The 23,461-nt window shown below is 68.4% G+C and carries 24 protein-coding genes; 11 read left to right on the top strand and 13 right to left on the bottom strand.

The window, feature by feature from the left end; translation table 11 throughout:
* Nucleotides 1–171: 171 nt before the first annotated feature.
* The 3 genes from PROPJV5_RS07585 to PROPJV5_RS07570 all read right to left on the bottom strand — a co-directional run bounded on the left by PROPJV5_RS07585 (nt 172) and on the right by PROPJV5_RS07570 (nt 2,321).
* The gene (locus PROPJV5_RS07585) at nt 172–1,425 is read right to left on the bottom strand and encodes an ATP-binding protein (protein ID WP_119715746.1); all 1,254 of its coding nucleotides are present in this window, start codon (nt 1,423–1,425) and stop codon (nt 172–174) included.
* 351 nt (nt 1,426–1,776) lie between these two features.
* Nucleotides 1,777–2,076 (bottom strand): HigA family addiction module antitoxin, encoded by a 300-nt coding sequence (locus PROPJV5_RS07575; RefSeq protein ID WP_119715745.1) that lies wholly within the window; start codon nt 2,074–2,076, stop codon nt 1,777–1,779.
* Between the two features lie 8 nt (nt 2,077–2,084).
* On the bottom strand, nt 2,085–2,321 hold the full coding sequence (locus PROPJV5_RS07570; RefSeq protein WP_119715744.1) for a type II toxin-antitoxin system RelE/ParE family toxin: 237 nt from the start codon (nt 2,319–2,321) through the stop codon (nt 2,085–2,087).
* An 86-nt stretch (nt 2,322–2,407) separates the two neighbouring features.
* Here PROPJV5_RS07570 and PROPJV5_RS07565 point away from each other — a divergent pair, with 86 nt between their 5' ends.
* Together PROPJV5_RS07565 and PROPJV5_RS07560 are read left to right on the top strand one after the other, a co-directional pair.
* A complete protein-coding gene (locus PROPJV5_RS07565) occupies nt 2,408–2,647 on the top strand; it encodes a type II toxin-antitoxin system Phd/YefM family antitoxin (RefSeq protein ID WP_119715743.1) in 240 nt (79 codons plus the stop codon).
* Nucleotides 2,644–3,066, top strand: a complete 423-nt coding sequence (locus PROPJV5_RS07560) for a type II toxin-antitoxin system VapC family toxin (RefSeq protein ID WP_119715742.1) — start codon at nt 2,644–2,646, stop codon at nt 3,064–3,066. Before PROPJV5_RS07565 ends, PROPJV5_RS07560 begins: the two co-directional genes overlap by 4 nt.
* Before the next feature lie 88 nt (nt 3,067–3,154).
* On the opposite strand, the gene ychF is transcribed toward PROPJV5_RS07560, so the two are convergent.
* The 3 genes from ychF to PROPJV5_RS07545 all read right to left on the bottom strand — a co-directional run bounded on the left by ychF (nt 3,155) and on the right by PROPJV5_RS07545 (nt 9,106).
* Nucleotides 3,155–4,228 carry a redox-regulated ATPase YchF gene (ychF, locus tag PROPJV5_RS07555; protein ID WP_119715836.1) on the bottom strand — a complete coding sequence of 358 codons (1,074 nt, stop codon included), beginning with the start codon at nt 4,226–4,228 and terminating at the stop codon, nt 3,155–3,157.
* Nucleotides 4,229–4,328: 100 nt separating this feature from the next.
* Nucleotides 4,329–7,712, bottom strand: coding sequence for an AAA family ATPase (locus PROPJV5_RS07550; protein ID WP_119715741.1), 3,384 nt, complete (start codon nt 7,710–7,712; stop codon nt 4,329–4,331).
* A 131-nt stretch (nt 7,713–7,843) separates the two neighbouring features.
* A complete protein-coding gene (locus PROPJV5_RS07545) occupies nt 7,844–9,106 on the bottom strand; it encodes a M18 family aminopeptidase (RefSeq protein WP_119715740.1) in 1,263 nt (420 codons plus the stop codon).
* Between the two features lie 239 nt (nt 9,107–9,345).
* On the opposite strand from PROPJV5_RS07545, the gene PROPJV5_RS07540 reads away from it, so the two are divergent.
* Complete coding sequence (locus PROPJV5_RS07540) at nt 9,346–10,635, top strand: DNA recombination protein RmuC (RefSeq protein ID WP_119715739.1); 1,290 nt, start codon at nt 9,346–9,348, stop codon at nt 10,633–10,635.
* A gap of 2 nt (nt 10,636–10,637) precedes the next feature.
* On the opposite strand, the gene PROPJV5_RS07535 is transcribed toward PROPJV5_RS07540, so the two are convergent.
* Nucleotides 10,638–11,675, bottom strand: a complete 1,038-nt coding sequence (locus PROPJV5_RS07535) for a 4-hydroxy-3-methylbut-2-enyl diphosphate reductase (protein WP_182858634.1) — start codon at nt 11,673–11,675, stop codon at nt 10,638–10,640.
* Between the two features lie 107 nt (nt 11,676–11,782).
* On the opposite strand from PROPJV5_RS07535, the gene PROPJV5_RS07530 reads away from it, so the two are divergent.
* From PROPJV5_RS07530 to PROPJV5_RS07520, 3 genes are all read left to right on the top strand, one after another.
* Nucleotides 11,783–12,763 carry an MsnO8 family LLM class oxidoreductase gene (locus PROPJV5_RS07530; RefSeq protein WP_119715737.1) on the top strand — a complete coding sequence of 327 codons (981 nt, stop codon included), beginning with the start codon at nt 11,783–11,785 and terminating at the stop codon, nt 12,761–12,763.
* Between the two features lie 56 nt (nt 12,764–12,819).
* Nucleotides 12,820–14,082, top strand: coding sequence for an exodeoxyribonuclease VII large subunit (xseA, locus tag PROPJV5_RS07525; RefSeq protein ID WP_119715736.1), 1,263 nt, complete (start codon nt 12,820–12,822; stop codon nt 14,080–14,082).
* A 92-nt stretch (nt 14,083–14,174) separates the two neighbouring features.
* Nucleotides 14,175–14,426 (top strand): exodeoxyribonuclease VII small subunit, encoded by a 252-nt coding sequence (locus PROPJV5_RS07520; protein WP_119715735.1) that lies wholly within the window; start codon nt 14,175–14,177, stop codon nt 14,424–14,426.
* Here the strand turns inward: PROPJV5_RS07520 and PROPJV5_RS07515 are convergent.
* Both PROPJV5_RS07515 and trhA read right to left on the bottom strand, forming a co-directional pair.
* Nucleotides 14,423–14,749 (bottom strand): hypothetical protein, encoded by a 327-nt coding sequence (locus PROPJV5_RS07515; RefSeq protein ID WP_119715734.1) that lies wholly within the window; start codon nt 14,747–14,749, stop codon nt 14,423–14,425. The two genes, PROPJV5_RS07520 and PROPJV5_RS07515, sit on opposite strands and share 4 nt — an antisense overlap.
* A 164-nt stretch (nt 14,750–14,913) precedes the next feature.
* Nucleotides 14,914–15,558 (bottom strand): PAQR family membrane homeostasis protein TrhA, encoded by a 645-nt coding sequence (trhA, locus tag PROPJV5_RS07510; protein ID WP_239018429.1) that lies wholly within the window; start codon nt 15,556–15,558, stop codon nt 14,914–14,916.
* Nucleotides 15,559–15,727: 169 nt separating this feature from the next.
* Between trhA and uppS the strand changes: the two genes are divergently transcribed.
* Nucleotides 15,728–16,537: a polyprenyl diphosphate synthase gene (gene uppS / locus PROPJV5_RS07505; RefSeq protein ID WP_119715732.1), complete on the top strand. Its 810-nt coding sequence runs from the start codon at nt 15,728–15,730 to the stop codon at nt 16,535–16,537.
* Nucleotides 16,538–16,703: 166 nt separating this feature from the next.
* On the opposite strand, the gene mca is transcribed toward uppS, so the two are convergent.
* Complete coding sequence (mca, locus tag PROPJV5_RS07500) at nt 16,704–17,630, bottom strand: mycothiol conjugate amidase Mca (RefSeq protein ID WP_119715731.1); 927 nt, start codon at nt 17,628–17,630, stop codon at nt 16,704–16,706.
* 78 nt (nt 17,631–17,708) lie between these two features.
* On the opposite strand from mca, the gene greA reads away from it, so the two are divergent.
* Nucleotides 17,709–18,209: a transcription elongation factor GreA gene (greA, locus tag PROPJV5_RS07495; RefSeq protein WP_119715730.1), complete on the top strand. Its 501-nt coding sequence runs from the start codon at nt 17,709–17,711 to the stop codon at nt 18,207–18,209.
* Nucleotides 18,210–18,289: 80 nt separating this feature from the next.
* Entirely contained in the window at nt 18,290–18,718 is a 429-nt protein-coding gene (locus PROPJV5_RS07490) for a DoxX family protein (protein ID WP_119715729.1), read from the top strand.
* Nucleotides 18,719–18,751: 33 nt separating this feature from the next.
* Here the strand turns inward: PROPJV5_RS07490 and PROPJV5_RS07485 are convergent, their stop codons facing one another.
* Nucleotides 18,752–19,690 (bottom strand): hypothetical protein, encoded by a 939-nt coding sequence (locus tag PROPJV5_RS07485; protein WP_119715728.1) that lies wholly within the window; start codon nt 19,688–19,690, stop codon nt 18,752–18,754.
* A gap of 62 nt (nt 19,691–19,752) precedes the next feature.
* On the bottom strand, nt 19,753–21,177 hold the full coding sequence (locus PROPJV5_RS07480; RefSeq protein WP_119715727.1) for an AI-2E family transporter: 1,425 nt from the start codon (nt 21,175–21,177) through the stop codon (nt 19,753–19,755).
* Nucleotides 21,178–21,345: 168 nt separating this feature from the next.
* Here PROPJV5_RS07480 and PROPJV5_RS07475 point away from each other — a divergent pair, with 168 nt between their 5' ends.
* A complete protein-coding gene (locus PROPJV5_RS07475) occupies nt 21,346–22,038 on the top strand; it encodes a uracil-DNA glycosylase (RefSeq protein ID WP_119715726.1) in 693 nt (230 codons plus the stop codon).
* Nucleotides 22,039–22,091: 53 nt separating this feature from the next.
* Nucleotides 22,092–22,727, top strand: coding sequence for a peptide-methionine (S)-S-oxide reductase MsrA (msrA, locus tag PROPJV5_RS07470; protein WP_119715725.1), 636 nt, complete (start codon nt 22,092–22,094; stop codon nt 22,725–22,727).
* Here msrA and PROPJV5_RS07465 read toward each other — a convergent pair.
* Nucleotides 22,708–23,376, bottom strand: a complete 669-nt coding sequence (locus PROPJV5_RS07465; RefSeq protein ID WP_119715724.1) for an NADPH-dependent FMN reductase — start codon at nt 23,374–23,376, stop codon at nt 22,708–22,710. The genes msrA and PROPJV5_RS07465 overlap by 20 nt on opposite strands.
* Nucleotides 23,377–23,461 lie beyond the last annotated feature (85 nt).

The raw sequence follows: 23,461 nt of genomic DNA, 5'->3' as shown, positions 1-23,461 counted from the left end.
TCTCCCAGAGCGCTGTTCGGGGGGACGCGCAGCAACTGGGCCATCGTCGGCGGAACAACGGTCGGTTGCACATCAGGACGTTTGACGCTGCCCTCAGCGATGACTTGCAGATTGGGAAATCTCCCGACAGCCTCGTCAAGCCGGTCTGTGGAGATGTCGAACGAAACTCGGTCACGCACCGAGCAGGGCGAGCGGGATCACTGCGACCCCGTCGGGGCGTCGGTACGCGGCTGGACCCGTGGTGATGACGGCGAGGTCCACGACCCGATCCGGAATCTGATCGTGCAACCAGAGGAGATGACGCACGTCCGGGTCCTGGACCCCCGGCGCGAGTTTGACCTCGATACCGAGCACTCCCCCGTCCACTGACTCCACGATGAGATCGACTTCGTGCTCACCGGCCTTGGTACGCAGATGGCCGACAGTGGCCTCAGCGGCCTGTGCCATGATGCGGATCCCAAGGGTGACCAGGGATTCGAAGAGGTGGCCGAGCATCACCGAGCCCTCAGGGGCAAGCAGTGTTGACTCTGTCAATCGCAGCAGGCGGGCCGCCAGCGCCGGATCGGCCAGCTGATGCTTGGGAGCCTGCCGCAACGCGGTGAAGGGACTGCTCGCTGGCATCCAGGCGGGGACGGGGTCCAGCAGCCACAGCCTGCTGAGGTGATCCCGATACGCGATGGTCGTTGTCTTCGCCGGCTGCGCCCCGTCGCCACCGGTTGTGGCGTCAAGGAGTCGTGAATAGGCGGTCGTCGTCGATGACGCCGCCGCGTAGGCGGCGAGCCAGCGTCTCAGCGTCTCGGGGCGGCGAACCTCGTAGCCCTGATCCGGGAGATCACGATCGATGACGCGGGAGAGGTAGGAGTCCAGGAAGCCACGACGCATTCGGGGCGACATGCCGAGCGTGCCGGGGAAGCCGCTTGACACGATCGCTCCGACATAATCGCGTAGGCCGAACTCAGTCGTTGACCCGAGTTCTCCTGCGGTACCGGTGAGAAGCGCTGCCAGTGAGACCGCTGGACGGGTCACACCTCGCTCGTGCAGACCCATCGGGCGCATCCGGAGCGACAGGATGCGACCCGCTCCGCTGTGCGTGCCCGATGCCGAAGCAGGCGTGGCCGACCCGGTGAGAAGGAATCTTCCCGGAGCAGCCCCTCTGTCCACTGCGCGCCGCACAGAATCCCACACCTGAGGCAGCTGCTGCCACTCATCGAGCAGCACCGCCCCCTGCGGGGCGATGGCGTCAAGTGCGAAGTCGGCACGAAGCAGTTCTCGCTGGGCCGGGTCATCGAGGAACCAGGCCTGCCCCGCTCTGCGAGCCGCGGTGTCGGTCTTCCCCACACCCTTGGGTCCGTCGATCGCGACGGCAGGGGCATCGGCCAGAAGAGCATCCAACTCGCGGTCAAGTGTCCTGACAAGGTATTCCATGCATGAAGACTACTTTTTAGCTGATCTCTACGCTACCTTTTGGAGATTCAATACGATACTTTTTGGAGGGCCGATACGCTACTTCTTGTCCGCGTCCACCCGGGCATCGCACACTGAACCGGAACTCCACCACGTCCCCGTCGGCCATCACGTAGTCCTTGCCCTCGGAGCCGCACCTTCCCGGCGGCCTGGCACTCCTTCGTCGAGCCGTGCTCGATGAGGCCGTCGCGCCAACGCCTCGCCGTCATGCCGAACACGACCACCTCGACACTCCAGCCAGCTGCGAGGTGGCAATCACCCACCCCGGCGTAGACATCGCCGCGATCACCACGTCGATGCTCGGCCCCGCCGTCATGAGGCGTGGATGGGCTTGATGGCGTCGAACTCACCGGCAGCGCGATCTTCCGCCAGCTCCAGCTCGTACCGTGACTGCAGATTGAGCCAGAACTGCGGCTCGACGTCGAAGTAACGCCCCAGGCGCAGCGCCGTGTCAGCAGTGATCGCCCGCTTGCCGTGCACGATCTCATTGATCCGACGCGGGGGCACGCCGATCGACACTGCGAGCTTGTGTTGCGTGATGCCGAAGGCATTGATGAAGTCCTCCATCAGGACCTCGCCCGGATGGATCGGCGCGTAGAGCTTTTCTGCCATGGTGCACCTCAGTGGTAGTCCTCAATGATCACGTTCTCGGGGCCGGCATCGGTCCACACGAAGCAGATCCGCCACTGGTCATTGATCCGGATACTGTGCTGACCCTTCCGGTCACCCTTCAATGCTTCCAAATGATTCCCGGGCTGGACTCGAAGCGAGTTGAGCGACACAGCGGCATCGAGCTTCAGCAGCCTCAGGTATCGATGCTGCCACGCGCCGCAGCAACATCCTATGCCCCACTCCATGGCCCGGCGGGTGCAGCGCGCCCACCCCTTGTCCGCCACATGTACCGAAGATACCGTAGGCATGTACCTACACAGGAGGTGTCGGCATGACCTCGATCACCGCCCGCGACTTCAACCACGACGTCAGTGCCGCCAAACGGGCGGCCAATGACGGGCCGGTCATCATCACCGACCGCGGCGAACCGGCGTACGTCCTGCTGACCATTGACGACTACCGCAGGCTCGGGGAGACGGGCGCCTCACTGGTCGACAGGCTGAGCATGGATGACGACGTCGATGTCGAGTTCGAGCCGGCATCCATCGGCCTGAGGGTTCCAGAGTTATGAGCTTTCTCCTGGACACCAATGTGGTCAGCGAGCTCCGCAAGCCCGTGCGCAGAGCCGACCCCCGAGTGCGCTCATGGGTGGCTTCACGAAGGCCGTCGGACATGTACCTGTCGGTGATCACAATCCTTGAGGTGGAACTGGGCATAGCCAGGCTGGACAGGCGGGATCACGCCCAGGCGCAGCGGCTCCAGTCATGGTTGGACGGGCAGCTCCTCGACGCCTTCACCGGCCGGATCCTCCCCATCGATCTCGCCGCGGCCCGCCGGGCCGCACGTCAGCACGTCCCGGACCCGCGGCCAGAGCGCGACGCACTCATCGCAGCCACCGCGGCGGTCAACGGCCTGACCGTGGTCACGCGCAACACCAAGGACTTCGCGGCGCTGGGCATAGCGGTCGTCAGCCCGTGGGAGGTAGCGTGACTCCGCCAGTCCTCCCGCCGCGACCCGCGGCCATGGCCGGGGGGACACGGCGAGTTCGTGCCGCGTGATGCCGAAGGCGTCAATGACGTCACACGTTGAACCGGAATTCGACGACGTCCCCGTCGGCCATGACGTAGTCCTTGCCCTCGAGCCGCACCTTCCCGGCCGCCTGGCACTCCTTCTTCGAGCCGTACTCGACCAGGTCGTCGTAGGAGACGACCTCGGCCTTGATGAAGCCCTTCTCGAAATCGGTGTGGATGACGCCGGCGGCCTGCGGGGCGGTCCAGCCCTTGCGGATCGTCCAGGCGCGGGCCTCCTTCTCGCCGGCGGTGAGGAAGCTCTGCAGGCCGAGGGTGTCGTAGCCCACCCGGGCCAGCTTGTCGAGGCCGGGCTCGTCGACGCCCATCTCGGTGAGGAACTCGCGGGCCTCGTCCGGCTCCATCTCGACCAGCTCGGCCTCGAACTTGGCGTCGAGGAAGATGGCCTCGGCCGGGGCAACGAGTTCGCGGGTGCGGGCCTTCAGCTCCTCGTCGGCCAGCTCGTCCTGGTCGCAGTTGAAGACGTAGATGTACGGTTTGGCGGTGAGCAGCCACAGGTCGCGCAGCGGCTCGGGATCCAGGCCGGCCTGGAAGACGCCGACGCCCTTGCTGAGCGTCTCGTAGGCCTCGCGGTAGGCGGCCGCCCGGGGGCGCGCCTCCTTCTTGATCGCCGCCTCCTTCTCGACCTTGGGCAGCGCCTTCTCCAGGGTCTGCAGGTCGGCGAGCACCAGCTCGGTGGTGATCGTCTCCAGATCGGATGCCGGGTCGATCGAACCCGCGACGTGCGAGACGTCGGCGTCGTTGAACATGCGGGTGACCTGGCAGATGGCGTCGGCCTCGCGGATGTTGGCGAGGAAGGCGTTGCCCATGCCCTCACCCTGGCTGGCGCCCTTGACGATGCCGGCGATGTCGACGAAGCTCACCGTGGCGGGCACGAGGCGCTGGGAGTTGAACATCCTCCCCAGCACCTCGAGGCGGGGCTCGGGCACCCCGACCACGCCGACGTTGGGTTCGATCGTCGCGAACGGGTAGTTCGCCGCGAGCACGTCGTTGCGGGTCAGCGCGTTGAACAGGGTCGATTTTCCGGCGTTGGGCAGGCCGACGATTCCGATGGTGAGTGCCACGTCCACCCAGATTACCGTTCGCCGGCCCCCGCACCCCAGCCGGCGCCGCCGGGCACCTGCGGCCGAACGCGGAGGGGGACCCAACCGGGCGGCACCGCCCTCAGCGCGGATCTGCTCCCATCTCCTGGGCGAGTGATCTCACCATCTCGGTGTCGATGGCCAGCACCGCCTCGCCCGTCGGCTGGTTCTTCACGATCCATCTCTTGTGCCGTGTGACGACGGCGTCTGCGAAGGTGCGCGCCCACCGGCCGTTGGAGCGGTCCTGGGCCGGCAGGCCCGCGTATGACCTGGCCGCGATGTCGTGGACAGCCGCCCGGTCGATCGTCCACGACCGCGACAGCCGCGCCACGACCATGTCACCGATCTCGTCGGGGCTGTAGTCGGGGAACTCGATCATCCGGGGAACACGGGAACGCAGGCCCTCGTTGGCGTCGAGGAAGCGCTCCATCTCCTTGGTGTAACCGGCGAAGATCACCACGAACTTGTCCCGGTCGTTCTCCAACCGGGTGATGAGCGTCTCGATGGCCATCCGACCGAAGTCGTTCTCCGAGGCGCCGTACAACTGGTACGCCTCGTCGATGAACAGCACACCACCCATGGCGTTGTCCACGGCACGCGTGGTCTTCTCCTCGGTGTGACCGAAATATGCTCCGACGAGATCGGAGCGGTCGACCTCGTGGACCGTCGGGCGTTCCAGCAGGCCAAGATTGTGGAAGAGCTGCGCGATGATTGAGGCGACCGTCGTCTTGCCCGTACCCGGACGCCCCGCGAACACCATGTGGTAGGTCGGGTGTTCGACCGCCAGTCCCTGCTCGGCGAGCAGCTTGTTGGCCCTGGCCTCGTCGATGAGCTCGTGCACCCATGCCTTCACCGGGGCGAGCCCCACCAGGTCGTCGAGCTGCGACAGCAGCGTGTTGACGGCGTCCTGGCGCTGGTCCTCGTCGCCACCGGCCAACTCGTAGAGGTCGTCGGTGGTGATGAGACCGGGATCGGCCCCGTCGACCCGCCCCTGCTCGGCCTCCCTCAGCACGCGCTCTGCGGTCTTCATGATGAGGGCCTCGTTGAAGTTGCGCACCCACCGCCCGTTGCCGCCGGAGATCGAGCGTTCGTACTGCTGGCTCGCGATGCGCCGGTAGAGGTCCTCATCGGCGATGCGGTAGTCGTCGCCGTGGAGCGCCTCGACACCGATCGTGGCGATCTCGTCCGGCGTGTAGTCCTCGAAGGTGAAGGTGTTCGGCACGCGCGAGGCCAGACCCGGGTTCATGCGGAGGAAGTCCTGCATCGGTTCGTCGTATCCGGCGAAGATGACGACGATCTCGTCGCGTTCGTTCTCCATGAAGGACAGGATCGTGTCCACCGCCTCCTGGGCGAACTGGTTGTGCTCCTTCTGGTACAGCGAGTAGGCCTCGTCGATGAAGAGCACGCCGCCACGGGCCCGTTCGAGCACCTTGCCCGTACGGATGGCCGACCCGCCGATGTTCTCGCTCACGAGATCCCTGCGCCCCACTTCGACGAAGACGTCCTTCGCGACGGCGCCGGCCTGGTACAGGGCCTTGCCCAGCAGCCTCGCGACAGTGGTTTTCCCGGTGCCGGGATTGCCGAGGAACAGGCTGTGCATCGTCGTGCCCGAGGTCTTGAGCCCCTGACGACGGCGCAGCTCGTTGAACTTCACGACGTTCAGGAATGAGGCGATCTGCTCCTTGACCCCCTCCAGGCCGGTGAGCAGCATGATCTCGGCCATCGGGTCGTCAACACCCGATTCGGGTGCCTCCTCGTCGGCCCTCGGCGCCTCGTCGGCGGCACGATCGTCCGGCCCGGGGGCTGCTTCGGGTTCGCGCTGTTCCCCGGTCGAGGCTCCGGCACGGGCCGTCTCGATGACGTACCAGGGCTCGCCGGGCACGGAGAGGGTGTTCTCACCTGCGACGCAGAGCGAGAAGCTGCCGCCCTCACCGTGGCGCAACTCCCTCACTTCGAGGACCGCGTCCTCGGCGTAGCCCTCATGGGCTCCCCCGCCGATCTGGATCTTCTCGAAACTGGCACGCGTCCCGGGGTTGAGCACCAGTCCCCGAGTCTGGCAGGTGTTGCCGCGAATGGCGAACACACCGGTCGACCGGATCGTGGGGGAACCGGAGAGGAAGAGCCCGTACGCGGAACAGTCGTCTGCGACCAGCACCGACTGGTCGTTGGCGTAGAACCAGCCCAGATCACTGCGGCTGGCCTCCAGCCGGGCAGTCCCGCACAGCTCGACAATCCCCTCGATGGTCGACCCGGGTGCAGCGGCCACTCGTGAGTCCTCCATCGTGACGACGACGTCCGTGGCCGAGAGCGCGGGATAGCTCATCGGTTCGCCGAGCTGCTCGAGGACGACGTTGCTCAGCGCGACGCTGCCAGACTTGGCGACAACGCAGTTGCGACCCGTGGCCGTCCGGACGGTGAGGTCACGCAGCCTCAACTCGCCCGAGCCGTTCGGGGTCAGCGTGCCGTGGATGACCGTCCGTTCCGGGGAGACCCCGACGAGTGTGCAGTCGAAGCACGCGGTCTCCTCCTTGAGACCATCGAGGAAGTACTCGCCGGCGTCCATGGTGATGGTGGCCCCACTCGCAGCCCTGGGAAGGATGACGTCCGTGAAGCGATGGGCGTCGGAGACAGACCAGTGCAGTTCCATGAGCAGGGCGGGCGGTGCGGCCTCCTTCTGCTCGTCCTCGTCGACGACCTCGAACACGCCGTCGGGCACCTGAACACGCCCTGCGCCCTTGCGCAGGATGTAGGGACGCTGGCCTTCGTCGAGGTCGACGGCACCGATGCCGAGCAGGCTCTCCTCGCAGGAAATCTCCAAGGGGTCGGCGGCTCCTCGCAGCGCAAGGCCATCGATCTGTACCACCGACTCGCCCCCGACGGCGAGCAGGCGTTTGCCAGGCGCCGGGGTGCAGATCAGCCACCCGGTGGAGCGCACAGCCGACCGTTTGAGGACCTGCACCGTGGCAACAGCGCACCCGTGGAACTCAGCCCGGGTGCCGGTCAACTCCAACCAGCCGAGCTCACTGGACTGCGCCACGAGACGCGAGTCGGCGGTGAACACCGAGGACACCCAGGTCGGGCCCTGCACCATGCGGCACCCCGCCAAGATGACCTCACCGGCGTCGACATAGAGCGCCGGGTACTTCTCCGCAGGATCCCCGATCAGCATCACCCCGCGCATCTCGACGCGGCAGCCCGGCATCACCTTGAGGGCATTGTTGAAGGCAGCCGCCCTGATGGTCAGATTGGTGAGCACTGCTCTGCCGGTGACGTCGACGCGGGAGTCGATCACCGTCCGGGACGGGTCACCTGTTCCTGTCAGACGCAGATCCCGCAGCTCGATGCTCTCGCCGAGGGTGTACACGCCCTCGGCGAGGACGAGCTCATCGCCCCTCTTCGAGGCGGCGACCGCCTGGGCGAAGGAATAACCGAACATGCCGCCACTGCCAACCCTGATGCGCGACATGCGGCCCGCCTTTCGCGTTGACGACTGACGTCACTGTATCGCCGCCCGCCCCGTCGCGGACAGCTCCCGGTCACCTGGCGGAAAGTACAGCGACCGCCCAGTACGCCGTGGCGGGCTGACAACAACCCTGGTCAGGCACCGGCCCAGTATGCGGCCAGGGCCGCGCACAGGTAGCCGGGGTCGCTCGTGCCGCACATCTCTCGGGTGGAGTGCATCGACAGGATCGGCACGCCGACGTCGACGGTGGCGATGCCCAGCCGCTGCGCGGTGAGCGGGCCGATCGTCGTGCCGCAGGCGACGTCGTTGTTCGAGACGAACGCCTGGTGCGGCACCCCGGCGGCACGGCAGGCCCGCTCCCACTGCGCGGCCGAGACGGCGTCGCTCGCGTAGCGCTGCTGGGCGTTCACCTTGAGGGCCGGGCCCTGGTTCATCGCCGGCTGGACGACGGGATCGTACTTGCCCACGTGGTTCGGGTTCACCGCGTGCGACGCGTCGGCCGAGACGCACGAACTGCGCGCCAGCAGCGCCTGGTAGGCGTCGCCGTGCAGGCCGTAGCCGTCGGCGATGCGCACCAGCGCATCGGACAGCAGGGGCCCTGCCGCGCCGCTGCTGGTGCCCGAGCCGACCTCCTCGTGGTCGAAGGCGACGAACAGGGCGATGTCGCGGCCGGGCCGGGCGCCCAGGAGGGCCCGGTAGGCGGGGTAGGTGGACGAGAGGTTGTCGAGCCTGCTGGAGGCGAAGAACTCGCCGTCGATGCCGAAGACGGCCGGGGCCTGCGTCGGGTAGGCGTGGATGTCGCCGAAGGCGACCTCACCGGCCGGGAGGCCCGCCTGCTCGCACACCCACTCGGCGATGTCGGGGCCCTCGCCGAGGCCGTAGCTGGGCATCAGCTCGTACTGCCGGTCGATGGTGAGACGCTCGTTGACGCTGCGGTCGAAGTGGGGCGCTATCTGGCTGATGCGCAGGACCGGACCGGTGTGTACGAGGTGCTCGGTGCCGTCGAGGGTGACGAGGCGGCCGGCCAGCCCGAGTTCGCGGTCGAGCCAGGAGTTGATGAGCGGCCCGCCGTAGATCTCGACGTTGGCCTGCCGCCAGCCGGCCCGGGTGAAGGACGGATTGGGTTTGAGCTTGAGGGCCGGGGAGTCGGTGTGGGTGCCGACGATGCGCACCCCGGCGTCGGGCGCCGGCTGCTCGGGCCCGACCCAGGCGACCAGTGCCCCGCCGCGCACGAAGAACCTCCTGCCGGCGACGTTCCCCCACCGCCTGCGCTCGTCGAGGCGTTCGAACCCGGCCTGGGCAAGGCCCTCGGCCATGGTTGCCGCGGCGTGATAGCTGGTGGGGCTCGCCGAGATGAACTCGGCGAAACCCGGCATGAACTGCGTTGGATCCGCCATGGCCCCATTCAAGCAGTCCGCCCCGGCGGCGAGGACCGAACCGACACATGCCAGTCAGCGATCACTGGGGCTGAGACGGCGCGGAGTTGCCCTCCCCCGGGCCGGCCCGTTCGGTTCTGCGGCCAGGCCCTGCAACAGGTGACGGAGCCGGCGGACCGGGCCGTCCCGCGGGCCGCCGGCCCGGCGTGTCGCGCCCGTTCCGCCGGAAAACGTCGGTGGCGGACGCAAGACTTGCCGTCATGGACGCCACCACACTCATCCTGGCCCTCGTGCTGGTCGCCGCCGGCCTGGTGATCGGTTTCCTGCTGGGCCGCTCCCAGGCGCGGTCGCAGGCCGGGGGCCAGCAGGCCGAGCTCGCCCGCGCCAAGGCCGAGCGTGACGCCTCTCTCGCCCGGCTCGAGGCCCTCACGAACGATCGCACCTCGATGGCCCACGAGTTCCAGCGGCTGTCGGCGACGGCCGCCGAGCAGCAGGCCGCCACGGTCGACCGCACGGCCAAGGCCCGGTTCGACCAGACGCGGGTGCTGCTCGAACCCATCAGCCGGAGCCTTCAGGCGATGAACGACCGGCTGCTCCAGGTCGAGCGCGACCGCGCCCAGGGCGCCGCCGACCTGCGCCGCCAGGTGGCTGCCGTGGCCTCGAGCAGCGAGTCGCTGCGCAAGGAGACCGCGGCCCTCGTCACGGCGCTGCGCCAGCCGCAGGTGCGGGGCGCCTGGGGCGAGACCCAGCTGAAGCGTGTCGTCGAGATCGCCGGCCTGGTGGAGCGCTGCGACTTCGACACGCAGGTGGCCGTCGCCACCGAGGACGGCGGGTTGCGCCCCGACATGCGGGTGAACATGGCCGACGGCAAGGTGATCTTCGTCGACGCCAAGACCCCGCTCGGCAATTTCATCGACGCCTTCGCCACCGACGACCCCGACCGGCGCACCGCCCTGCTCGGCCAGTACGTCAAGAACGTCACGGTGCACATCAACCAGCTGGGCGCCAAGAACTACTGGCGGCTGGATGCCGGCAGTCCCGAGATGGTGGTGCTCTTCCTGCCCTCGGACGCGCTGCTGCAGGTGGCGCTCGACCAGCGCCCCGATCTGCACGAGTACGCGGCGAACCACTCGATCTTCCTGGCCAGCCCGTCGATCCTCATCCCGATGCTGCGCGCCGTGCAGCACGGGTGGAAGCAGGCGGCGTTCACGCAGTCGGCGCAGGAGGTCGCCGCCCTCGGCAGCGAGCTGTACCAGCGGCTGGCGACGATGAGCGGGCACGTGGACAAGCTGGGCAGGTCGCTGTCGGGAGCCGTCGAGGCCTACAACAAGACGGTGGGTTCGCTGGAGCAGCGTGTCCTCGTCAGCGCCCGCAGGATCAACGAACTGCAGCTGGCCGAGGGTTCCCTCGAAACCCCCCGCGCGGTCCGGGCCAGCCCGCGCGTCATGACGGCGCCGGAGCTGGTCTCAGACGAACCGCCCGGTGCAGATGACGCACCGGGCACGGCCGGGGCGGTGACGAGTACCCCCGGCCTCGGCGAGGGCTCCTGAGCTCAGGAGCGGACGGCGGCGGGGGCCCCGGTCTCCTCGGGCTCCAGCGGGGTGCCGGGCTTGCGGACAGGTTTGCCGGCGCGGCGCGACCGCAGCTCGGGGGGCAGGGCGAAGCTCAGCGACTCCTCGACCAGGCGCTCCTCACCGGCCCTCGGGTAGCCGAGCTCGGCGAGCCGGTCGAGCACGCCGTCCACCAGGCGTTCGGGCACCGAGGCGCCCGAGGTGATGCCGACCGTCGTCACGCCCTCGAGCCAGGCCGGGTCGATCTCGCCGGCATTGTCGACGCGCTCGGCTCGGCGGGCGCCGTTCTCGAGCGCCACCTCGACCAGACGCACCGAATTCGACGAGTTACGCGAGCCGACGACGATGACGAGGTCGGAGTGCTGGGCGATCTGCTTGACCGCGCCCTGACGGTTCTGGGTGGCGTAGCAGATGTCGTCGCTCGGCGGGTCGATCAGGTTCGGGAAGCGCTGGTGGAGCCGCTCGACGGTTTCGCGTGTCTCGTCCACGCTCAGGGTCGTCTGGGTGAGCCAGGCCAGCGGCGTGTTCGGGTCGATGTCGAGCCCGTCGACGTCATCGGGGGTCTGCACGAGCGTGATGGCGTCGGGAGCCTCGCCCGTGGTGCCCTCGACCTCCTCGTGACCGGCGTGGCCGATGAGGATGATCGGCACGCCCTGCTTCGCGAAGCGCTTCGCCTCGTGGTGCACCTTGGTCACCAGTGGGCAGGTCGCGTCGATGGTTCGCAGGCCGCGTTCCCTGGCCTCGGCGCGCACCGCCGGGGAGACGCCATGGGCCGAGAAGATCACCAGCGAACCGGACGGCACCTCGGCGAGCTCGTCGACGAAGACGGCGCCCTCCTGCTCGAGGGTCTCCACGACGTGCCTGTTGTGGACGATCTGCTTGCGCACGTAGACGGGCGCGCCGTAGGCGGCCAGCGCCTTCTGCACGGTGACGACGGCACGGTCGACGCCCGCGCAGTAACCGCGGGGAGCCGCCACGACGACACGTTTGGCGGCTCCGGGATCGGTCGCATCACTCATGGCCACCAGTCTATGAGCTGAACCCGTCCCCCTTGCTTTCGCGCACGGCGCACGCTGTGCTGGCACTGACCGGCTGCGCCATCCATCGAGCCGGCAAGGAGGCCACCATGAGACTCAGCGCACTCGAGCAGCTCCCCCTCTTCCAGGAGCACACCGAGACGGACACCCTTCACGACGCCGCCCGACTGGCCCGTGGCGTGGAGGAGCTGGGTTTCGACCGTTTCTGGGTCGCCGAGCACCACAACTCCCCGCACTTCCTGTCGAGCGCACCCGACATCGTCATGACCCACCTGCTGGGCGCGACCTCGCGCATCCGCATCGGCAGCGGCGGCGTCATGGCCATGCACTACGGCTCCCTGCAGATCGCCGAACGCTTCGCCACGATGGCCGCCCTGTACGGCGACCGCATCGACATGGGCCTGGGCCGCGCGCCGGGCGGGGACGTGGTCGCCAGCGCCGCCCTCAACCAGGGCCGGGTCCTCGCCCCCGACGACATCAACCGGCTCATCCTCGAAGCAGTGGGGCTGCTGCGCGGCACGCTGCCCGAGGACCACCGCTACGCGGGCCTCACGGTCTCGCCCCGGGCCGAGGTGCTGCCGCAGGCCTGGCTGCTCGGGTCGAGCGGCCAGAGCGCCGCCTGGGCCGGCGTCAACGATCTCAACTACGCCTACGCCCAGTTCTTCTCCGGCCACCAGGACCCGGAGGTCATGGACCACTACCGCCGGCACCTGCCCGATGGGCACACCAGTGGCCGTACCCTGTCCGCCCTGCTCGTCTCGGCGGCCGGCACGGCCGAGAAGGCCGAGCGCCGCGCCCTGGCCGGCGAGGGTTTCCGCATGGCGCAGCGCCTGGGGCTGCCGCTGGGGTTCGCGACGCCAGAACAGATGACACCCGAGCAACTGGCCAATGCGCGCACCTTCCTCGCCCATGACCACGCACCGATCATCGGGACCTACGACGAGGTGGCGACCCGTGTGCGCACCTTCGCCGATGCGCACGGCTGCGACGAGATCATGCTCATCAGCTACCTGCCCGACGTCGAGGCGAAGCTCGGCATGTATGCCGAGCTCGCCGCCCGGCTGATCTGAGCCGCCCTCCCCCTGGCAGGCCGGAATCGTCGGCGGGCCCGGCTACCGTGGAGGGCATGCCTGGAACACAGACCGCGCAGGGCCCGCGCAACAGCCCCGAGACCGCCCAGCCCCTGGGGCAGGTCGTCGGCATGCTCAAGGGCTGGGTCGAGCGCTGCGGCTGGATCTGGGTCGAGGCCCAGGTCATCGAGCTCCGTCGCCGGGCGAACTACGCCGTCCAGTTCCTGACGCTGCGTGACACCTCCCAGGAGGTCTCGGCGCAGGCCACCGCGACCAGCGCCGTGCTCGACGCCGCCGGACCGATCACCGAGGGCACCACCGTCCTGGCCTGCCTGCGTCCCCGCGTGTGGAACAAGACGGCCCGACTGTCCTTCGAGTGCTCCGTCATCCAGATCGCCGGGGAGGGACGCCTGCTCGCCGAGCTGGAGCAGCGCAAACGCGCCCTGCAGGCGGAGGGCCTGTTCGACCCGGCACGCAAGAAACCGCTGCCGTTCGTCCCGGCCTGCATCGGCCTGATCACCGGGGCCGACTCGGCGGCCGAGCGCGATGTGCTCACCAACACGCTGCACCGCTGGCCGTCGGCTCGGTTCGAGGTGCGCCACGCCCTCATGCAGGGGCCGCGCAGCGCCGCCGAGGTCGCCGCTGCGCTGGCCGAGCTGGACGTGGACCCGCGGGTCGACCTCATCGTCATCGCCCGCGGCGGCGGCTCACTCGAGGACCTCCTGCCGTTCAGCGACGAGGACCTGGTCCGGGCGGTGGCGGCGGCGCGCACTCCCGTGGTCAGCGCGATCGGCCACGAGCCGGACACCCCGATCCTCGACCTGGTCGCCGATCTTCGCGCCTCCACCCCCACCGACGCGGCCAAGCGCATCGTCCCGGATGCCGCGGCCGAGCAGCAGTATCTCGCCGAGCTGCTGGGCCGGGCGCGCACGGCCATCACCGCGCGCGTGAAGTCCGAGTACTACGAGCTCGGCCGCCTCACCTCACACCCGGTGCTGCGCGACCCGGTCTCGGCGCTCGAGGGTCACGTGCAGCAGCTGCAGATGGCACGCTACCGGCTGCGCAGCACGATCGACCGCATCGTCTCCGACGAGGAGCAGACGATCGCCCACGCACTCGACCGGGTACGGGCCATGTCGCCGAAGGCGACCCTGGAGCGCGGGTACGCGATCCTCGCCGACTCCGACAACACCTCGGTCACCTCGGTCGCCGACACCGAGCCCGGCGAGCAGCTCATGGTTTTCCTGTCCGACGGCCGCCTGGTCGTCGAGGTCGACGACGCGATACCCAGCGCCGGAGGAACCGATGACCGGCCATGACGCCCGCGCCACGCAGCCGACGCCCGGGGTCGCCAGCACGGCTGGGCCGAGTGGGCCGGTCAACCTGGAATCAGACGGAAGGAGCCACCACCATGGCGGATGAGAAACCCAGCTACGAGCAGGCCCGCGCCGAACTCGCCGAGATCGTCGCGAAACTCGAGTCGGGCGGTGTGCCGCTGGCCGAGTCGATGCAGCTGTGGAAGCGCGGGGAGGAACTGGCGGCCCGCTGCCAGGAGGAACTCGACGGCGCACGCCAGCTCATCGACGAGGCGCGCCAGCAGTCGCAGACCGGCGGCGAGCCGCCCGCAGATCTCGGGCAGCCGAGCGCGGAGCCGCTCGCCTAGTCGAGGATGTCCTCGTCGGGTTCCACCTCGTCGGCGGGGTCTGCCCACCGCGTCTCATCGAGGCAGATGCGCTCGGTGATCTCGTCGTCCAAGTCGTCCTGCTGAGCGGAGTCGTCTGAGAGGTGGCGCTCCAGGTCCTCGTCGAGCTTGTGCGTTGGCACGGGACGGCGCGTCTGCGGAATGAATCCGGGATTGTTCCAGATGAGCCCGTTCGGCACCTTCTCCGCGCCCTGCTCGGGTGTCGGATGCCGCCAGTCGACGGCCTCGTCCTCATCCTTCGTGTCAGTGGTCGTGTTGCGTGGCTCATCGCCGTTGGTGGACATCGTCCCCTCACTGGTCCTGTCCGCGAGGCCCCCTCCTGCCCGGGGCACATTTCATCGGACACATTCACATTAGCCCGAGTGGCCGGGCGTGTGGCGGCGCGGGGGAAATCCTCTGCCCGATTCGCAGCCAGCAGACATGAAACGCACCGGGCAAGGACAGCCGATCAGACGTTCGCAGCCATCCAGATCGCCACGAGATGGCACATGGCGCCGAGCACCGTGCCCGCGTGGAAGAACTCGTGGAAGCCGAACCATTCGGGCCATGGGTTGGGCCTCTTGAGGGCGTAACAGACGGCGCCCGCCGTGTAGCACAGGCCACCGGCCAGCAGGAGCCAGACGATGGCCGGTCCGCCTGTCCGCCAGAACTGCGCCAGCCAGAACAGGGCCGTCCAACCCATGACGACGTACAGCACCGTGTACAGCATGCGGGGGGCGCCCATCCACATGTTGCGGCAGGCGACCTCAAGAACCGCGCACCCCCAGATGATCGACAGCAGCGTCACCCGTGAACCGCCTTGCAGCAGCATGACGGCCAGGGGCGTATAGGTGCCTGCGATGAAGATCGCGATGTTCGAGTGATCGAACCGGCGCAGCACGGCGTCGACCCTCGCCGGCCAGCGCCCGCGGTGGTACACGGCGGAGTTGCCGAAGAGCATGAGCCCGGTGAGCAGGTAGATCGCCTCCCCGACGCGGCCGGCCATCGAATGCGTCAGGACGATGAGGGTGAGGCCGGCCAGCAGCAGCAGCGGCGCTGTGACGGCGTGGAGCCAGCCGCGCAGCCGCGGTTTGGTCTCGCGCGAAACGGGCACACCGTGTCCGGCATCGTCATGGCCCGGGCCACGGAGCGGGACTCTCTGCTCGCCATGGGACGTCATTTAACCTACCGTAACATAGGTTCATGGGTTTGGGAATCCTCCCGCCACCGGGCACTCCTTCCTCGGGCGCTCCGGGAACCGGCCCGGCTTGTAGTCTTGGCCCATGGCGCGCCTGAACATGGTGAACAGGGTGATGGACCGCCTCAGCCCTGATGGCCTCATCTACACGGTCTACCAGAACCGCCTGCGGGACGGCCTCGACCCGCGCTCGCTCCCCCGCCATGTCGCGGTCCTAGCCGACGGCAACCGCCGCTGGGCCCGCCTCAACGCACCCGGACGCCCCCTCGAGGTCGGCTATCGGGCCGGCGCCGACAAGCTGCGTGACTTCGTCGGCTGGTGCGATGAGATCGGCATCGGCACGGTCACGTTGTGGGTGCTGTCCACGGAGAACCTGCAACGCTCGGCCGAGGACGAACTGAATCCCCTCATGGACGTCATCACCCGGCTCACGGACGATCTTGCCGCGGACTCGGGGCACCGTGTCATGATCGTCGGCGATCTTGCGCTGCTCCCCCGCCCCATCACCGAGCGCCTGCACGCCGCCGAGAAGGCCAGCACCGGTCACTGCGGAACCCAGGTGAACATGGCCGTGGCCTATGGGGGCAGGCATGAGCTGCGCGACGCGGTCCGCTCGCTCCTGGCCGCCGAGGCCGAACGGGGCACGACGCTCGGGGACTTGGCCAAGACCCTTGAGGTCGACCAGATCTCGGAGCACCTCTACACCCGCGGCCAGCCCGACCCGGACCTGCTCATCAGGACCTCAGGTGAGCAGCGTCTCAGCGGTTTCCTGCCCTGGCAGAGCGCCCACTCCGAGCTGTACTTCTGCGAGGCCCTGTGGCCCGACTTCCGCAAGATCGACTTCTTCCGGGCCCTGCGTTCCTACCAGCAGCGTGAACGACGTTTCGGCAAGTGAGGGCCGGCCACTGGGCCCGGGCTGTCGGCGGTTCGGCCCGCCCGAACCGCACGGTGTCTATGACGCGGACGGTCCTTCCCCGCGGGGTCTCGGATGGTCCTGCGGGCAGGGATCTCAGATGATCCGATCCCGCAGGGATCTCAGATGATCCGATCCCGCAGGGATCTCAGATGATCCAGGTATCCGCCGGGTCGGGGGCCTTCTCGCCGACCCGCAGACCTGCGAACAGGTCCCTCTCGGGCATGCGGGTCGGCACGGCCGAGTAGACCAGCTGGTAGTCCTCGGTCGGCCAGGCCCGACGGCGTATCTCGATCGGCACTTCGAACCAGAATCCGTCGGGATCGATTTGCGAGGCGTGTGCCCGCAGGGCGTCGTCGCTGCGTTCGAAGTACTCGCCGCACGGTACGCGCGTCGTGACACGCAACTCGTAGTCGTGGTTGTCCCAGCCGGCCAGCCGTTCGGCGTACGGGCGTCCCAGACCGGCCTCATCCATCGCGTCGTCGAGCGCCGCGAACCGGGCCCGGTGGAAACCCACCTGGTAGTAGAGCTTGCTGACCTGCCAGGCGGGACCGGCGTCGGGGAGCGCCGTGGGATCGGCGGCCATGCGGAAGGCGGCCACTGACACGCGGTGGCACTGGATGTGGTCGGGGTGAGGGTAGCCGCCGTTCTCGTCGTACGTGGTCATCACCTGTGGGCGGAAGGAGCGGATGATCCGCACGAGTGGCGCGGCTGCCTCGACCGGATCGGTCAGGCCGAAGCACCCGTCGGGCAACTGCTCGGTGGGGTCCTCGGGCAGGCCGGAATCGACGTAGCCGAGCGAGCGGTGTTCCACTCCCAGAATCTCCCGGGCGGTCTCCATCTCGTGGCGGCGCACCTCGGTGAGGTTCTCCCAGATCTCAGGACGGTCCATCTTGGGGTTGAGCACGCTGCCGCGTTCGCCGCCGGTACAGGTCGCGACCATGACCCGCGCCCCCTGGGCGACGTACTTCAACGTTGTCGCAGCGCCCTTGCTCGACTCGTCGTCGGGGTGGGCGTGCACGTTCAGCAGGCGGAGGTTCTCGCCCGCTCTCGATTGAGCGACCGGCACTGACATGTCTTTCATTCTGCACGCCCCGCGCAACGAGTCGAAGCGTCTCCGGGGTCGCTGACACGCACTCGGTAAAATGAAGAAATGACTGACAAGCAGACGATCTGGATAACGCAGGACGCGTACGACAAGCTCACTGATGAACTCGACCATCTGAAGGACGAGGGTCGCACGGAGATCGCGGGGAAGATCGGCGCTGCGAAGGCCGAGGGTGACCTGTCCGAGAACGGCGGCTACCACGCCGCCCGCGAGGAGCAGGGTCAGATGGAGGCCCGCATCCGTCAGCTCGAGCAGATGCTGCAGAACGCCGAGGTCGGTGTCGCGCACGAGGCTCCCGAGGAGGTCGTCGCCGGCGCCACCGTCACGGTCGCCTACGACGGCGACCCCGATGACACGGATGTCTTCCTGCTGGGCAGCCGTGAGATGCTCGGCGTGGACGACTCGCTGGACACCCAGGTCTACAGCCCCCAGTCCCCGCTCGGCGCCGCGGTGCTCGGTCATGGGGTCGGCGACGACGTCTCCTACGAGACTCCCAACGGCAAGAGAATCCACGTCACGATCGTCAAGATCGAATCGCGCGCCTGACCGGCGCCGAGCACCCCGCCCAGGACCACCAGAAGTTCCTCCGATGAACGCCACTTGGGGTGGCAGAAAGGGGCTCTGACATGTCACTCGCCCGCTTCGCATCGCGTTCGATGCTCGCCTCGGCATTCGTCACCGGCGGGTACAACGCAGCCAAGAACGCCGAGGCCCTGGTCCCGACGGTCGACCGCTTCCTCGAGAAGCTGCCTCACCGGGTCACCGGAATGCTTCCCGACCAGGTGAGGGCGGCCGACCTGATCCGCGTCAACGGCTGGACGATGGTGGGCGCCGGGTCGGCGCTCGCGCTGGGCGTGCTGCCCAGGCTCGCCTCGGGCGTGCTGGCCGCCCAGCTCGTGCCGACGACCCTGGCGGGGCACCCCTTCTGGTCCGCCCCGGCCGAGAAGAAGGCCTCGACCAGGAGTTCCTTCATCACCAACGTGGCCCTGGCCGGAGGTCTTCTGGGGGTCGCCCTCGGCCCCCAGAAGGGCAAGCGGGCGCGCAAGAAGGGCTGAGGCGACGAGCCACGCCGCCGGGGCGGGAAGGCGCTATTCCTCCTCGGCCCCGGCAGCGTCCTGTCCGCCGTCCGTGTGCGCGGCCTGGGCGTCGCGAATCTTCGTGACGACGACACGGGCCCCGTCACGCACGCGTTCACTGGCGGTGGGCCGGTCGGCCTCCTCGGGGAAGGCGACCAGGTCGCGTATGGCGATGCGGCTCATGACGCCCGACAGTTCCAGACGGGCCAGACCGTGGCCGACGACGTATTCGTCGAAGTGCCCGCCCTTCTCGCCGGGCCAGCGCACGACACCGAGCTGGTTCGTGGCGCTGAGTGAGACGTCCGCACGCTCGGTGAGTTCGACGATCAGGCTGCCCGACTCGACGCGGATGGTGTTCAGCCCCAGACTGACGGGGCCGTTGACGGTCGCCGAACCGGCCTGGAACAGACCGTCGTTGAGTTGGGCAACACCACGCAGGCGGGTGGCGCCGGCGCTGACGCGCACACGCCCCCAGTGCGGAACGTCCTGGCTCCGCAGGGAACCGCCCGACAGCTGGGCGTTGACCTGGATGTGCGGGTTGACCCGCACCTCGAGGGCCGGACCGAGGCCGAGTTGTTTGAGGTCGCTCGCGGTCCTGGGCGGGTGGACCGGGGAGAAACCCTTCACGCTCGGTCCGAGACGGCCGGTGGCTGTGATGGCGAGTCCGTCGGCGGTGCGGCGGACGGTGTGGGGGCCGCTGATGGTGACAGTGGTGACCGCCTCGTCCCCGATGACACGCACCCGCTGCCCGGTGGCGGTGATGGTGACCGACCTCATACCGCCGCTACCGGTCAGCTCCGGGATGGGTTCGAGCCCCTCCGTGGCGGGCAGGGCCGCCGGCTCGTCGCCGCCCTGCCTCAGCGCAGCGATCCGCCGCGAGGCCTCAGCGGTGTCAATGACCCCACCGGCGAGTTCCGACAGGATCGCGTCAAGCTTCGGGGAATCGCTCATGACGTCAATATATGGGGTCACCGCAGGTTCCCGACCGTTGCGCCACGCATACGGAACACCGCTCAGGGCACGTCGGGGGACGGCTCGTTCCCCCGGGCCGGTTCGCCGCCGTCATCAGGGCCGGCGGGCTGATCCGCCGGCACTACCTCGGGACCGTCGCCGAGTGCGACGCCCACCCGCCCCTCAAGGCCCTCGTCCGTGTCGGTGAGCTGCTCGCCGGCATCGGGCGACTCGTCGCACGTCACGCCATCCTCGTCGGCCTCCCGGCCGGCATGCCCGCTGCGCAGCACGCCGGTCACGAAGGCGACGATCGGGATGGCGAAGACACCGCCGACGATCCCGGCCACCGTGATGCCCACTGCTATGCCGACCAGCACGGTCAGCGGATGGATCGAGACCGCCCTGCCGAGCAGCAGCGGCTGCAGCAGATGGGATTCGAGCTGCATGACGGCGACGAAGATGGCCAGCATGATGACGGCCTTCCAGAAGCCGAGGGTCACGAGGGTGACGGCGACGGCGACGACGCCCGAGGCGATGGCGCCGATGAGCGGCACGAAGGCGCAGACGAAGGTGAGGGCCGTGATGGCCAGCCACAGGTTCGAGCCGAGGACGGCTGCGCCGATGCCGGCGCCGATGCCGTCAACCGCTGCAACGGCGATGGCGGCGCGCACGTAGTTGGACAGTGAGGCCCACCCCGAGACGACGGCGGGCATCACGGTGAGACGGCTCGCCCGCGGCATGAGGTTCACGCCCGCGTCGACGAAGCGCTGGCCGTCCTTGAGGAAGAAGAAGGTGGCGAACAGGGCCATCGCGGCGCCGGCGAGGAATTTTCCGACGCCGGAACCGGCGGTGGCGGCGGCCGAGGCGATGCTCTCCCGCGAATTCTGCACCCACTCGGTGGCCTGCGAGATGAGCGAATTGACCTGTTCCGCATTGATGTGCAGGAAGCTGCTGTCGAGCCACGTCACGAAACCGCGCGCCCCGGCGATGGCCTGGTCGACGAGCTGTGACCACTGGGTGGCGATCTGGGCACCGACGAGACTGAGCAGGCCGAGCACGATGACGACGACGAGCAGCAGGCAGCTCAGCGCGGCGAGCCATCTGGGCCAGTGGTGCCGGACCAGGCGCGCGTTGAGCGGGTGCAGGGCGGCGGTGAGGAGCAGGGCGACGGCCAGCGGGATGACGACTTCGGACAGCCGGGAACCGAGCCACCACAGCAGGGCGATGAAGGCCGCCACGAGGAGGAGCCGCCAGCTCCAGGCGGCGAAGATGCGCAGCGGGCGGGGCACGAAACTCTCGACGCTGGCGCCGCGCAGGGCGGTGAGCTGCTCTGCGGTGAGCGTGATCGCGTCGGGGGCCTGGGCATCTGGCTGCTCCTGACGTTCGCCTTGGGTGCCGGGCCGGCGCGGGATGCGCCGGCCGATGGTGAGGCCCGAGAACGCGCTCCTGCGGCGGTGAGGACTGGTGTCGCTGGTCGAAGCTGCCATGTCGGCCAGTGTGCCATGCGGTTCAGGCGGGAAATGGGGACCCTGAGCGCCGGGTCGGGGAACTCACCCATGCCGTGGCCGTGCTCCCAGCATGGTCTCGGGACGTGCCGCGCTGCCGCTAACCTGTGGATGGAGAAGTACCGAGGGCGCGCAAGGAGACTTTCGATCATGACGGTTCACCCGATCAGTGAACTCATGGCGCCGGACTGGGCGCAGGCGCTGGCCGACCAGGAGGACCAGGTCCACGCCATGGGCGAGTTCCTGCGTTCCGAGATCGCCGCGGGCCGCGGCTACCTGCCCGCCGGGGACAAGGTGCTGCGCGCCTTCAGCCGTCCGCTCGCCGATGTGCGCGTCCTCATCGTCGGCCAGGACCCCTACCCGACGCCCGGTCATCCGATCGGCCTGAGTTTCGCGGTGGACCGTGCCGTGCGGCCGCTGCCGAAGAGTCTTGGCAACATCTACAAGGAGCTTCAGGACGACCTGGATGTCACGCCGGCCCCGCACGGCGACCTGACCGGCTGGTTCGAACAAGGGGTCCTGCTGCTCAACAGGTGCCTGACGGTCCAGCCCGGCAAGCCCGCCGCCCACCGCGGCAAGGGCTGGGAGCAGGTAACCGGCGCCGCCATCGACGCCCTCATCGCCCGCGGCGGTCCGCTCGTGGCGATCCTGTGGGGCCGCGACGCCCGGTCGCTGGCCCCGGCACTCACCGCGGGCGGCATCCCGGTGATCGAATCGGCTCACCCGAGCCCGCTGTCCGCCCGTTCGGGCTTCTTCGGTTCCCGCCCGTTCAGCCGGGCCAACCAGTTCCTGACCGCCGCCGGGGCGCAGCCGATCGACTGGGACCTGAACGAGCGCGCCTGAGGGCCGGACCGCGGACCCGGGTGGGGCCTTCAGCGCCGCGTTAGGCTGATGCAATGTTGCGTTTCGAGAAAACCACCATGGTTGACGCCGAGAACGCCTTGACCGGGCGCAGCAAACCCGTCCTGACCATGCCGTTCTTCCACCGTGTCACGGGGGACCGGCTCGATCGTGAGTTCCCCGGATCGCAGACCGCCTACCTGGCGGCCGGTTGCTTCTGGGGCGTTGAGAAGCTCTACTGGAGCCGGCCCGGGGTGCTGAGCACCGCCGTCGGCTACATGGGCGGCTTCACGCCGAACCCGACGTACGAGGAGGTCTGCACCGGCCAGACCGGGCACGCCGAGACCGTGCGTGTCGTCTTCGACCCTGCTGTGACCTCGTTCGCCGAGCTCGTGAGGATCTTCCTCGAGAACCACGACCCCACCCAACTCAACAGACAGGGCGCCGATGTCGGCACCCAGTACCGCTCGTCGATCTTCTACACCGGTCCCGAACAGGAGGCCACTGCGGCGGCGCTCTGCGAGGACTACCAGGCGGCACTGACCCGAGCGGGTTACGGCAGGCTCGTCACCGACATCGTCCCTGCCGGTGACTGGTACTACGCAGAGGACTACCACCAGCAGTACCTCGAGGCGAACCCGTACGGCTACTGCCCGGTTCACGCAACCGGTGTCAAGTGCGGCACCCCGTGAGACGACGCGCGGGTTCTGGCATCTCCTGCGCGGCGGTCGTGGACCAGGCAACGGGCGGGCACGGACCGTACCTGTTCCCGATGCGCCATTGCCGGTGTCCGGCTGGGATCTCGGCGGCACTGTCGATGAGCACGTCCAGCAGGTCGTTCAGTTCACCGACATGGTGCTCATCCGGGGCGAATCCGTTCCCGCCGCCCGTCCCCGCGGGGGAATTGATTGACAACTGAGCACTGACGCTCCTGGCCTCGAAGGTGCTGAAGATCTGACGCCAGTGCTCGATCGCATGCACGGCCCCATCGGGGCCATAGCCGATGAAGGCAACCGGCTTGCCCACCCACTCGTTCGCCAGGTGATCGACGGCGTTCTTCAGGGCGCCCGGCACGGAGTGGTTGTACTCGGGTGTCACAATGATGAAACCGTGGCACCTGTCGATGGCGTTGCTCCAGGCCTGGACGACGGGGTTGTCGTATCTCTTCCCCGCGGCCATCGGCATACGTGCATCGGTGAAGAGCGGAAGGTCGAAGAACCTCAGGTCGATGAGCTCGAAGTCGGCTCCGCCATGGGCCCTCGCCCCGGCAAGCACCCACCGGGAGATGGACTCGCCCACGCGGCCCTCGCGGATGCTGCCGCTCACGACACCGATCTTCATGGGTCTTCCTCCCGCTGCTCATGCGTTGGCCGGGACCACTGGGCACAACGACCCGACGAAACATATTTCATTGAAAAATGAATTA

Origin of the sequence: Propionibacterium ruminifibrarum (genome assembly GCF_900289195.1) — a bacterium.
GTDB lineage: Bacteria > Actinomycetota > Actinomycetes > Propionibacteriales > Propionibacteriaceae > Propionibacterium > Propionibacterium ruminifibrarum.
Note: the sequence above shows the minus strand (reverse complement) of the source record. Positions and strands in the feature narration are given on the sequence as shown.